The 12,392-nt window shown below is 42.9% G+C and carries 11 protein-coding genes; 3 read left to right on the top strand and 8 right to left on the bottom strand.

The annotated features are described in order from the left end of the window. Positions 1-497: 497 nt before the first annotated feature. Together OEV42_07685 and OEV42_07680 are read right to left on the bottom strand one after the other, a co-directional pair. Positions 498-875 carry a hypothetical protein gene (locus tag OEV42_07685; GenBank protein ID MDH3974145.1) on the bottom strand — a complete coding sequence of 126 codons (378 nt, stop codon included), beginning with the start codon at positions 873-875 and terminating at the stop codon, positions 498-500. 137 nt (positions 876-1,012) lie between these two features. Then, complete coding sequence (locus OEV42_07680; GenBank protein MDH3974144.1) at positions 1,013-2,107, bottom strand: tetratricopeptide repeat protein; 1,095 nt, start codon at positions 2,105-2,107, stop codon at positions 1,013-1,015. A 48-nt stretch (positions 2,108-2,155) separates the two neighbouring features. Here OEV42_07680 and OEV42_07675 point away from each other — a divergent pair, with 48 nt between their 5' ends. After that, the gene (locus OEV42_07675) at positions 2,156-2,335 is read left to right on the top strand and encodes a hypothetical protein (GenBank protein MDH3974143.1); all 180 of its coding nucleotides are present in this window, start codon (positions 2,156-2,158) and stop codon (positions 2,333-2,335) included. 860 nt (positions 2,336-3,195) lie between these two features. On the opposite strand, the gene OEV42_07670 is transcribed toward OEV42_07675, so the two are convergent. The 3 genes from OEV42_07670 to pfp all read right to left on the bottom strand — a co-directional run bounded on the left by OEV42_07670 (position 3,196) and on the right by pfp (position 7,087). Continuing rightward, entirely contained in the window at positions 3,196-4,671 is a 1,476-nt protein-coding gene (locus OEV42_07670) for a B12-binding domain-containing radical SAM protein (GenBank protein MDH3974142.1), read from the bottom strand. A gap of 81 nt (positions 4,672-4,752) precedes the next feature. Next, positions 4,753-5,373 carry a class I SAM-dependent methyltransferase gene (locus tag OEV42_07665; protein ID MDH3974141.1) on the bottom strand — a complete coding sequence of 207 codons (621 nt, stop codon included), beginning with the start codon at positions 5,371-5,373 and terminating at the stop codon, positions 4,753-4,755. Positions 5,374-5,842: 469 nt separating this feature from the next. Next, positions 5,843-7,087 (bottom strand): diphosphate--fructose-6-phosphate 1-phosphotransferase, encoded by a 1,245-nt coding sequence (pfp, locus tag OEV42_07660; protein MDH3974140.1) that lies wholly within the window; start codon positions 7,085-7,087, stop codon positions 5,843-5,845. 158 nt (positions 7,088-7,245) lie between these two features. Between pfp and lipA the strand changes: the two genes are divergently transcribed. Both lipA and alaC read left to right on the top strand, forming a co-directional pair. Next, positions 7,246-8,124, top strand: coding sequence for a lipoyl synthase (gene lipA, locus OEV42_07655; protein ID MDH3974139.1), 879 nt, complete (start codon positions 7,246-7,248; stop codon positions 8,122-8,124). A 271-nt stretch (positions 8,125-8,395) separates the two neighbouring features. Continuing rightward, a complete protein-coding gene (gene alaC / locus OEV42_07650) occupies positions 8,396-9,562 on the top strand; it encodes an alanine transaminase (protein MDH3974138.1) in 1,167 nt (388 codons plus the stop codon). A gap of 44 nt (positions 9,563-9,606) precedes the next feature. Here alaC and OEV42_07645 read toward each other — a convergent pair whose 3' ends face one another. The 3 genes from OEV42_07645 to OEV42_07635 all read right to left on the bottom strand — a co-directional run bounded on the left by OEV42_07645 (position 9,607) and on the right by OEV42_07635 (position 11,899). After that, positions 9,607-9,819 carry a hypothetical protein gene (locus OEV42_07645; GenBank protein ID MDH3974137.1) on the bottom strand — a complete coding sequence of 71 codons (213 nt, stop codon included), beginning with the start codon at positions 9,817-9,819 and terminating at the stop codon, positions 9,607-9,609. 241 nt (positions 9,820-10,060) lie between these two features. Continuing rightward, positions 10,061-10,609: a DUF924 domain-containing protein gene (locus OEV42_07640; GenBank protein ID MDH3974136.1), complete on the bottom strand. Its 549-nt coding sequence runs from the start codon at positions 10,607-10,609 to the stop codon at positions 10,061-10,063. A 12-nt stretch (positions 10,610-10,621) separates the two neighbouring features. Then, on the bottom strand, positions 10,622-11,899 hold the full coding sequence (locus OEV42_07635) for a M48 family metalloprotease (protein ID MDH3974135.1): 1,278 nt from the start codon (positions 11,897-11,899) through the stop codon (positions 10,622-10,624). Positions 11,900-12,392: the final 493 nt, after the last annotated feature.

Genomic DNA, 12,392 nt, shown 5'->3' with positions numbered 1-12,392 from the left:
CCTTTTTCTTAGGGTTTAAGAAAAAGGTAACACCCATAGGGAAGCAGTCAAATTAGAGAGACTATCACCTGTATTCAAGAAGGGAAGGTTTGGAGTCTTTTTCCCGCGTAAGCGGTTGAGTTCAACCCGCCACTATGGTGAATGACAATATACTTCCAGCGTTTGCCCCAATAAAAAGCTCCAAACGCAATCGTTGCGAGAACGAATGAAGTATTAATAATAAATTTTCTACGATTCATAAATATACAACATATTACACATAACGAGTCTGTAGGAAAACTCAATTTAATCTGAAAACCTTAAAATATGGGGGCGCCAAAATGATTCCTGGTACCGAGGTCGTCCAATACAGGCTAAATATGCCCCCCCTTTTTTGTAAAATATACCGATTGAGTAATCCTGCAAGTTCAAAGTTTACGCTAACCGGCCGCGCGAAATGTTTGTTTTTTATTCGGACCGCCTATCGTGCGATTTGAGTTGGCAACGGGTTGGGCTTCTCAGTTTTTTGACAGCAATTCCATCAAATCTGCGTCATTCGCTTTTTTGGCTAGCTCATAGCCGGTTTTATAGTGCTGTTTCGCTAAAGCAGATTCATTTAAGTCTGTACAAATATCGCCCAAAGCAAGGTGCAAATAAGGATCTGGTTCAAAATTGTACTCTAGCGCTAATTCATAATATTCTTTAGCTTTCCCAATATCGCCTATGCCACTATAAGATATAACACCAGCCTGTTTAGATAAACTTGCTATACAATGAGTATCACTCTCTCTAAGGGCAGTATCAATGCCTTTGTCGATGATTGACAGCGCTTCCCTTGGCTTGTTTGCTGAAGCCAATTCCAAGCTTTGTGTAAGTATTGCTCTCACATTTTTCATATTAAAATATGTGTATAAATCTGCAGCCCAAGACCCAGGGCCGGGCGCGCATGAAACCTTCGGAATGCGTCCCCTTCACCCGGTTATTGGAGGCTCATTTACTTGTGCCTATTGATGCTGCAGGCTTTTCATTTTTTTCATAATTCAGTATACTGGTGTGGCGCAGATTTCTTTCCCTCTTTACTGAATTCATCTGCCAGTAAATAAACCTGATTTTTTTCTACATCGTAACATCCCAGCTTTATATAGAATTCAACCTTATCACCCTTGCTGATTTCCTTTTTTAAATAAGGGATCATAAGACCATTAAATAAAAACTTTATTTTGGCTGTAGAATTTTCAACATCAAGTTCATGTGAGTAAAACCTGTGATAGTTTGGTTTTGTTTCACTGTTATGCACCCAATAATCAAGGAAGTCTGCTGATTCTTTACCGGCAGGTTTTGGATTGTCGAGAAGTTTAGCAGACACTAAAATTTTCTTCTTGAAAACTTTTACTTGATGAGAATTCTTTTTATTTACAATCTCCGCAGGGTTAGCATCTATTTTTTGTTTTAATGATTCAAGGTCAGAATATTCATAAAGAGAATGATCAAAAGGCTGCTTTTTTTCCGGATTCAAACCTGAGAGGCTGAGAGGCTTCATGAATATATTTGCCTGTTTTAATTCCAAACTTGCATTTTTGTGTGAAGGATTATTTGCCAGTTCAATTTTATACTCGCTAATAGCATACTTAAAGTTTGGCATAGCGAAGCCTGACGACCCCATCCTTTTATAAATTTTACCGATTTCATAATGAACGGAAGGATAGAAATAATCCAATAATAATACCTTGTAAAAAGCGTCTAAAGATTTATTCATATTATCAACATGCATGAGCATTCCATATTTCCTTCCCAATTCGAAATAGGTATCAGTGCCGACATTATCAGGATTAATATTTATATCCATCTCGATTACTGCAATCCCGGAGGCAAGGGCATTATCAGCATTTAGTTCAGCTTCTTTCCTGTAGGCCATCCTTGCAGAATCATACTTCTTTAATGACTCATAACATTTTCCCAAAAAATAATGCGCCCAGGGATAGGAGTTTTTACGTTTGATAACATTTAAATAAGCATCTGTCGCATTTTCACAATCCTTCGAGCGCTTGTAGATATTTGCCAAACTATAATAAAGATCCGGCCTTTTATAATTATTTTTAAGCGCAAGAAAATAGTTTTTTTTAGCCATTTCAAAGCGCTTTAAGAATTGGAGCGCTCGGCCCAGGCTGTAATAACCATGTCCAAATCCGGGATTGATTTGTATCGCTTTCTCATGATATGGAATGGCCTTTTCATACTCTTCAAGAGAGGTAAAAGTCATCCCGATATTATTCCACGTATTTGGGCTATTATCATCCAGCTTTATCTCTTCCAGCCACTTTTCGCGTGCTTCTATGTACTTGCCCTGGCTGAATAATGCATTGCCTTCTAAATGAAGTGAGTTGATTTTTTCTTCCTTTGTTAACAGAAGGTTATTAATATGATCTTGAGAGAAGTAAAGGACGAAAAGTAACAATAAAATAAACAGCAAGACACTTTTTCGCCTTAAGGAATCCTTAGTTTCTTTCGCCTTCCTTAAAATTTCTATTTGTTCACCGCAGAACTTACAGATGGTGTAGCCCTTAACATTAGGCGGGATTTTTTCATCGGGGTAGCAGCCAAGAATTTTGTCACATGTCTTACAGTAAATATCCATATGGCATGTACAATTAAATTTGTTTTTTTATGTCAGAAATTCAGATTGGACAAAACCGCTATTGCAGAGAATAAAAACTCACCAAAAAACACATACAACCTCATCCCTCTCTATTTAATACAGGAGTTTGCCACATGTCAATCAAATATTGACTATTTATTGACACTAGAAGCTACAAAAAATACGATTTCTGCCCTGTTAACAGTACATTTTGAATGTTATCGAGAAATAGCATAAGTCTTCATAATTAGTTTTCATCGGTCAAGGGTGCTTTCTCGCAATCTCTGCGTCAATCTTCAGTTTTGCTTGTGCCATGTACAGTCGTACAACTCGGCGAAACCCTTAATTTTCTTGACTTTGCAAAAACTCCCTCCTTTCCGAATTGAATCATACCGCAGTTAGCCTAGAAGGATGGGCAGGTTTCTTTTGCCCACAGGGAGCAGTAAATTGCACGGCATGGACAGAAAAAACTTTCCCGCCCTGTCCGGCTTATCTCCACTACCTTGCCACCGCCTGAAATAAATTTTCGGTCATTTACCCTTGTTGGCACTTCCAGTTTTTCCATAAAAAACAATCCTGTATTATGCGCCTCTGCCAAAGCCGGAAACCATTTCAGAGAGAATTGCTTTATGAAAATTTGTATACATCCTGCTGCGCCTGAATAACTCTTTCCAGCTATTCTCGCGAATATAACGGAGGGTCCACTTTAATATGAATCCTGAATTTAAATAAAAAGCTCTCATAGTACTTTCTCGTAAGCTTTCAATATATTCCTCAGTTAAACCATATGGAACAAAGATAGTCTCTATATTATTCATTCTATTAAACCTGCGCTTAAAGACACCATATTTTTCTGCGCTGGAATACAGGTCTGAGCCGGGATATGGCGTACATGTAAAAATAGCAACATCATCCAACCCTGAATTCATTATGTATCGGCTTGTTAGCTCAAGCGTCTCTTTAGTATGCCCCGGCAGGCCAAAAATGAAATATCCTCTGGCCCGGATGCCTGCCCTTTGGGTTATTCTAATTGCCTTATCCACATCATCTTGTTTAATCGGTTTTGATATTAATTTTGAAACCGTATCGGGTGCGCTTTCTATACCATATGAAATTTCAAAGCAACCGGATTTTCTTATGAGTTGATACATTTTCTCGTCAGCGTCAATAACTCTTGCCATGCACTCCCAGCGCAGGTCTAATTTAGCTTCAATAAGCATCCGGGCAAGGTCCGTTATCCTTTTTTTATCTGCAAAAATAACATCATCACTGAACATTATTTCACGAACACCATAATTATGATAAAGGTGGAGAATTTGCCGCATTATGTATTTTGGCGAGAAAGTTCTATATTTACTGCCAAAGACTCCTCTATCACAAAATTCACATTTCCAGGGACAACCTCTTGACGTGAACAATGAACCTGTCAGTCTTGTGCCGGAACCGGTAGCTAAAGAGGGGCTGTAACGAAGTGGATATTCCGGCAATAAGTCCCACGCCGGCATAGGTAGCGAATCAAGATCCTCCTTAAAGGGGCGACGCGGATTAACGACTATCTTTTGCGAAGCGCTGCGAAAAGCAATGCCTTTTACCTTGCCTAAATTCTCGTCAGTGGGTTTTGTTATCAGAGTATCTAATAACTCCATGAGTGTGTCTTCTGCTTCACCGATTACAGCCACATCAAAATTATGGAACTCCAAAAGTGTTTCAAATGGAACTGACGTTACATGTGGCCCGCCAATAATAACAGGGGTGCCAGGTAATACATCTTTCAATAATGCAGCCAGACGGTCAGCATTGATAATGCCTAAGGTATGAGCAGAAATTGCTATTATGTCAGGTTTGAGTGGCCTTACTTTTGCAACTATTTCATCATCCGACCATTGGAATGGATAAGGATCGATTACTGATGTTTTCCAGCCATTCTCGCGGGCTATTGCAGCTAATATAAGAATTCCTATATGAGGCCTGTCCCTCGATAAGTTTACAATTCCGGATAATTTCCCGATACGCTCTTCCGGAGTTGTCGGGGCATCAATAAAGACGATTGCTGACATTTTTTATTCCCGGCGCATCATTAGCCGAAAGTTTGAATTTTTCAAAAACGAAACTGCCGATTATCCTGTCACAAAAACAGGCTATTTAGCCTTTTCTGCAACGCCCTGATATGTGTATCCGTGAACTTTTGAATCATCATCAATATAATATTCGTCCAGTTCAAGCAAATTAAAATCAGCTTGTTCAATAAGGTGCCTTATGTTTCGGGTAAGTCGGCAACCATCTACAAAAAAACTTTGTATGGGATTAAGCCGATACTGCCATTTTTGTATTTTCGGGTCATTACTCAGGCCATGCTCTAAAAAAAAGAAACGGCCGCCCGGTTTCAAAACCCGATAGACTTCGGTTAATGCGGAATCGATATTGTTTATAGTGCATAGTGTATAAGTAGTTACAACACTATCAAAGGTGTCATTCTTCATGGGCAAACTCTCGGCATTTAACACATAACTATCAACGATAATTGATGCCCCCTTAATCCTTTTTTCAGCCCTTGCATTCATGCTTGCATTCCTGTCAACAGCAGTAACTTTTTTAACATGGGATGGATAATTTGGAAGGTTTAAGCCTGTACCAAAACCAATTTCCAATATTTCTCCTTTAACCCCGGACAGAAGCGCGCGGCGAGCTTTATCCTTCATCGGTGACGACACCAAAGAATCATATGCCAATGGAAATAAAATCCGTGAATAAAATCCCATCAATATATCTCACAAAAAACGACTTGATTGAGTTGCAGCCGGACCGGGCCGACGGCCCTGTTTTATCACTTGCTTTCTCCGGTTTTCTTTGGAACAGGACTTTTTCATTTTGCGCGGCAACAACAAGCTTCCTTCACCGCGCTTCCCGGTAAATTAACGTAACTTGCTCATTTTATTGTGGTGTCGCTGGAGACGAGTTGAGTCACTTTCGAGTAAGCTTTCGTAACTTACTTATTGATGTAATATTGACGGGGAGGACCAACGGCGCAGACAAGTTACCTTTTTTTAAGTTTAACAAACATTTTTTCCCATGCAAACAGCATTGATATATTTTTCGGGGTATAAACAGGTTAACCGGGAAGAGCAAGGCAATGGTTATTATGACAGGCGAATGCAGATAAAAAGCCCTGAAAAAAGGGCTGCAACATTTCATATGCCGCAGCCCTTATAAAATTATCCTTTTTTTCCTTTACTTCAAATAGCCGAAACGCTCCTTAAATTCATCAATACTCATATGCGTCGCAGCAGCAAGTTTCTCCGTCCACTCGCCCCCTCTAAAATCTTCCGTTTCGAGACGAATCATGTATTTTCTTGCCACGGCGTAGGATTCCGTATTAACATCAACCATCCGGACTGCCGTTTTCCCTGTCATGGGATCGATCATTTCATCAAAGGGGATGGGAATCAATTTCTGCTCGTGCATGGTAATGAGCGCGTCGGTGCCCCCCTTTAGCAGGAAGGTAATGGCCCCAAAACCGAGATCCCGTGTATATTCGGCATCAAAAGGTATGGGTGGCGCGCATCTTAGTTCATAACCGATGTCCTTTGTAACAATGGTAATTTTCTCCCCCATTTCAAGGAAGCGGCGCTGCAACTCCTCTTTGACCACTTTGCCAAGACTTACTTCCGCAAGGCGTATATGACCATGCTCGTCTCGTTCTACATTTTTAAGGTCTGCCAGGTCATCGGGATTGAACCTTTCCGCAAGGCCTTCGGCCAGGACAACAACGCCGTTAACCTTGCCGCCGGCCTTTCTCTTTATCATGCTCCCTTCAATAATATCACAGACATCATTAAGGGTAATCACGCCTTCCTTAAACTCTTCGGGAATAATTGTGCAGGTCGCCCCTGAAGCCTTCCCTATGCCCAGCGCCAGGTGCCCTGCCTTTCTTCCCATGGCGACGATGACATACCACCTGCTCGTCGTTCTTGAATCTTCCATAAGGTTCTTCATAATATTGACGCCCACATGCCTCGCCGTCTGGAAACCAAAGGTTGAAGCCATACCGGGAAGAGGGAGATCATTATCTATGGTTTTGGGTACATGGGCCACTTTTATCTCGCCATTGGCAGCGGCCGCAACCCTGCTGGAAGAGAATGCCGTATCATCACCGCCGATGGTAACAAGATACTTGATATCGAGTTTTTTAAGGTTATCGAGAACCTTTGCCATTTTGTTATGCTCTTTTGTCGGATTCTCTCTCGAAGTCCTGAGAGCCGAACCTCCGCTCAAGTGGATCCTCGACACATCATCTATGCTCAACTCAACCGTATCAAGAGGGTCTTTAAGGAGGCCCTTAAAGCCGTCGTAAATACCGACTACCTTTTTCCCTTTATTTATCGCCTCAAGGGCAACGGCGCTGATAACACCATTAATGCCGGGCGCCGGTCCGCCTCCGACAAGAATTCCAACAACCTCTTTTTGCCTGGTCATTCCTTTACCTCTTTCAATATAAAAATTTAGTTTTACCCTACAAAGATATCAGTCCCCTTGAAGGAGGTCAAGGATTTGGATAACTCTATTTTATATGCTATAAAAAGAGTATAAAACCTTTGACGGACAATGCGAATATAAAGTAATATAGCGCATTTATGATCGCCGCTGAATCAAAAGATAAACGCCTTCCGCCATGGCTAAAAAGACAAGTTGGAAAAAGCGAAAAGGTGGCAGACCTCAAACGGATTTTAAGGGAAAACAACCTGCACACCGTCTGTGAAGAAGCGAGATGCCCTAACCTGGGTGAATGTTTTGAGCAGAAAAGAGCGACCTTTCTTATCCTTGGAGATTACTGCACCAGGGGGTGCGGCTTCTGCTCGGTAAAAGAGGGACGTCCCCTTCCGCCGGAACCTGATGAACCGCAAAAAGTCGCAGCGGCAGCGGCAAGGATGGGAGCCAAATATGTAGTTATAACATCGGTAACACGTGATGATCTTCCCGATGGCGGATCGAAACAATTCGCCCATACCATAGACGCTATCAGGAAATTGCTGAGTGATTCTTCCATCGAAGCGCTGACCCCCGATTTCGGGGGGGATATTGAGGCCATAGACAGGGTATGCCATGCAGGACCGGATGTCTACAACCATAATGTCGAAACCGTTCCGTCCCTTTACCCTGAAGTAAGGCCCCGGGCGGAATATGAAAGGTCCCTTGACCTTATTAGACATGTAAAGAAAAGCTACCCGTCCATAATGACAAAATCAGGGCTTATGCTGGGTTTTGGCGAAAAAAGGGATGAGGTAATCACCCTGCTGGAAGATCTTAAAAATGCCGGCTGCGACCTCGTAACGATAGGACAGTACATGAGACCAACGAAGAACAACCTTCAGGTTGTTGAATATGTTAAACCGGAAGTTTTTAAGGAGCTTGAATGCATCGGAAAGGAGATGGGCTTTGCAGGCATTTTTTCCGGCCCCCTTGTTAGAAGTTCCTTCAATGCTGAAGAGTTCAGGATGTCCATTGATTCTTAATTGTCAATTTTTGTTTCTTCACGAAAAAGGGCAAAGATAAACAATCATCAATAGACAATATTAAATAGTGTCCATCCAGAAACTATAATGAATCAAACTATGTTTTCAATTCGGAAAGGAGGGATTTTTTGCAAGGTCAAGGAAATCAAGGGTTTCGCCGAGTTGTACTACTGTACATGGCACAAGCAAAACCGAAGATTGACGTAGAGATTGCGAAAAAGCACCCTTGACCGATGAAAACTAAATAATCAATCTAAAAAAGAGGAAGACTTTGGAAGAGTTTTACAGGATAAAGAGACTGCCGCCTTATGTTTTTGACATTGTCAATAAATACAAGATGGAGAAAAGACGCCAGGGTGAGGACATTATTGATTTCGGGATAGGAAATCCCGACAACCCGACACCCCGGCATATCGTTGACAAATTGGTAGAGGCAGCGCAAGACCCGAGAAACCACCGCTACTCCCTCTCAAAGGGCATCCCCGGGATTAGAAAGGCCATCAGCAACTGGTACAAAAACAGGTATGATGTCGATATCGACCCTGAAACGGAAGCCATCGCAACCATCGGTTCGAAGGAAGGACTCTCTCACCTGACGCTGGCTATTATTGCGCCGGGCGATCTTGTGCTCGTCCCTAATCCGACTTACCCAATCCATACCTACGGCGTCGTCATTGCCGGCGGGGACGTACGAAGTATACCGACAGCTCCGGGAAGAGATTTTTTTGCAGACCTTCTCGATGCTTTCAAGCAAAGCTGGCCGAGACCGAAGATACTCCTTTTAAACTTTCCCCACAATCCAACGACGGCTGTTGTAGAACTCGATTTTTTTGAAAAGGTCGTCGACTTTGCCAGGGAACATGATCTTATTGTTATTCACGATCTTGCCTATGCCGATATCGTATTTGACGGGTACAAGGCGCCGAGCTTTATGCAGGCCAAAGGGGCAAAGGATGTGGGCGTCGAGTTTTTTACCCTTTCCAAAAGCTATAATATGCCCGGCTGGAGAGTCGGTTTTTGTGTGGGAAACAAGAGGATCATCAACGCCCTTGGAAGAATCAAAAGCTACCTCGATTACGGCATGTTCCAGCCTATCCAGATAGCAGCCACAGTGGCCCTCAACGGCCCGCAGGACTGTGTACAGGAAATATGCGAAACTTACAGAAAAAGGAGAAATGTCCTCGTCGAAGGGATGAACAGGATCGGCTGGCAGGTTGAAAAACCGAAGGCCAGCATGTTTGTCTGGGCTGAGATTCCGGACCAGTTCAAGGAGATGGGATCACTCGAATTCAGCAAGCTCCTCATTAAGGAGGCAAAAGTCGCTGCCTCACCGGGTATCGGCTTTGGTGAGTATGGTGATGAATTTGTGCGATTCGGTCTTGTTGAAAATGAGCACAGAATCCGTCAGGCCGTGCGTGGTATAAAGAAAATATTCTAGAACTCTCTTTAAAAAGAGGCTAATTATACGGGCAAAAGAAAAATTTACTCTTCACCAAACCTGAACATTAGGGCAAAGCTGACAAAACCTTGCCCGCTGCTGATTTCATATTCATCTTTATAGCCGCCGGAGCTGTATTTGCCGTCACCTTCAAAATGGGTATAAAGAAAGCCACCTTTGAAGGCAAGCAGCAGTGTTGAACCAGGTTCCAGATTAACGCCTGCTGCGGGACCCGGCCCTACACCGGATATTTCCATATCAAGACCAGGGGCGCTGTCGGAAGAGCCCTCCAGGCAGGCAAGCCTCAGTTCAGGCCCTATCCAAAAGTTGGCCTTGGCACATCAGGTTCAGTTGATTTTCTTATAACAATTAACACGTCAGCCGCTCAAAGGTTACCTTACAAAATCTGGTTGATTGACAGCGCCAACAACGAATCGAACAAGCTGGACGGTTCAATTTGGCTATCCTGGTAAAGCGAATCATAACACTAAAACAAACTCAAAAAGATGATCCCCGCTGAGCAAGAAAAGCCAGTTCTTCCGTCGTCGACTTTCTTCCTAAAATTTCATTTCTATGCGGATAACGGCCGAACCGGTCAATAACGGCTTTATGCTTAATCTCCCAGTCCAGGTTTGATTCAAGTCCGGGCTGACTAAAAAGTTTCAGGGCTATTTCATGAATTAGAGCTGATTCACTGTGCATAAAGGGCATATAGATAAATGCCTTTTTATCAGGTGGCAGGGCCGAGTCAATACCTGCGGCAAGCGCCTCCTGGGCGAGAATGAGAGACATGGAATCATAAAGGAAGGAAGCGGGCTTCCCCCTGAATATATTTCTCGAAAACTGGTCAAGGATTATTATTTCGGCAAGCCTTCCTTCAGGCTCTTCTCTCCAGTGAAAGAGTTCACCACCTGCGGCGGCAGTATGAAATGATAAGAACCTTTTCCTGATAAGCGCATCAAAAGAAGGGTCCTTTTTCCATCGGCTGGCAGGCGCTATCTCGTGAAACCAGAAATCAATGACAAGCTGAAAATCAAAGCCCTCCAAGCTGTTCTCCTCCTACATGCCTTCTCTTCTTAACCTGTCTATTTTTTTTCTGACCATCGCTCCGAATTCATCACCATGAGGCTCTTCCAGCGCCATCATTAACTGCCTGACAGCATTCTCGGGATCAATATTAAGCCGATAATATTCAGCCAGGTTGTAGCGGCTCAGGTCAGGCCGGCCAAGGTCATGATAAACGCCCGCCAGATGATAATAAACAAAGGAATTATTGGGACTTAACTTTAATGCTTCCGTCAGGTATTCTTCGGCGGAAAGATGCTGTGAACTCTCCTTTGCGTCGATGCCAAGCACGATGAAGGGTGCAGAGTAAGATCGCGAAAGACTTATACATTTTAAGGCTACTTCCCTGGCTTTCTCTTTTTTCTGTGCCTGCATATAGACACTCGAAAGGTGGGCGTAATATTGAGCGTCATAGGGATTTATTTCTATCGCTTTTTCAAGGTTTTCAATAGCGCGTTTATAATCATTGGCGCTGAAGGCATAGATACCCTTTAAAAAATACTTCCTGTCATCAGGCCGTTGATCATAAGTTCCCTGCATATCAAAGCCATCGTTATAAACACCTTTGATCATGGTTCTTATTTTTTCCCAGTCCCACTTACCCCTCTTTACCGCCTTTTCCGGAGCAGGGAGGTCTTTTATAAGCGCTTCAACGATTACCTGACGTTCGATAACACCGGGATGGGTGGAAAGGTAAGTAGGTATTACATCAGTAGAATAGAGCCTCTCCTGATGAGATAATTTTTTAAAAAAATCGGACAATCCCGAGGGATGATACCGGCTTTTACGAAGATAGCGCAATGCAAAGAGGTCGGCATCTTCTTCATGCTCTCTGCTGAGCTTGAGCTTATAGGATATATTCGACGCCTCTGCAATGGCAATTGAAGCCTCCGGCTGGCTTCCCCCGGCAAGACCGCCTAAAATAATCCCGGCAATGGTCGCAATATCCGCCAGCGCAACTTTCCTTGCATCCTTGAAGTGATGGTTTCTCTCTACATGAGCAATTTCATGAGCAAGCACACCGGCCAGACCTTCTATGCTGTTGAGGTTTTTTATGAGCCCGTCATAAACAAAAATATAGCCTCCCGGAACGGCAAAGGCATTAATCCTGTTTTCTCTTATAACAAAAAAATTATAATAGTCGGGGTCACTTCCCGCAGCGGCAACAAGCTCTTTCCCAACACTGTTAACCATTGAAACGATTTCCAGGTCCGTCACAAATTCCAACTCTTTTTTCGCTTCCAGGAGAAACTCCCTGCCAAGCTCCTTCATGGGGTCCCTTCTGATAATCTCCTCGGGAGGAGGGGGCTCCCTATAAGTTCTGCTATAGGAATCTTCATGAGGAATGCTTCGAGTCGCACACCCTGAAATGAATAGAAGAATAATAAATAATTTAGACGCTATTTTCACGTAACTTTGCTGATTTCCCGGAGCTTCTCTCTATTTATAGAAAAAGGTTGTAACTGTCTCAGTATAGCAGATATTGAAAAAAATATTGAGGGGAAAAGCCTTGATTGGCTATAGGAAAAAACCCAAAGCCCCTCTTTAAGGGCTCTTTTTCTTCACATAACGGGGTTGTGCATCCAGATGTGGCGTGCCGCCGCTCGAATTAATTTTCACATCAACAAAAAACATTTCACTGCCGTCAGACCTGAGAGAAGGGGCATTAATGAAATCAATGCCGGAACAAATGCAGTCTAACAGGGGCAAACACATTTAGTGCATGTAAGCGTAAAGGCAACAGGTTCAGCTTGAGCTGCTTTTC

It is taken from the genome of Deltaproteobacteria bacterium (genome assembly GCA_029860075.1).
Classification (GTDB): Bacteria; Desulfobacterota; JADFVX01; order JADFVX01; family JADFVX01; genus JAOUBX01.
This window is presented reverse-complemented; position numbering and strand designations above follow the sequence as displayed.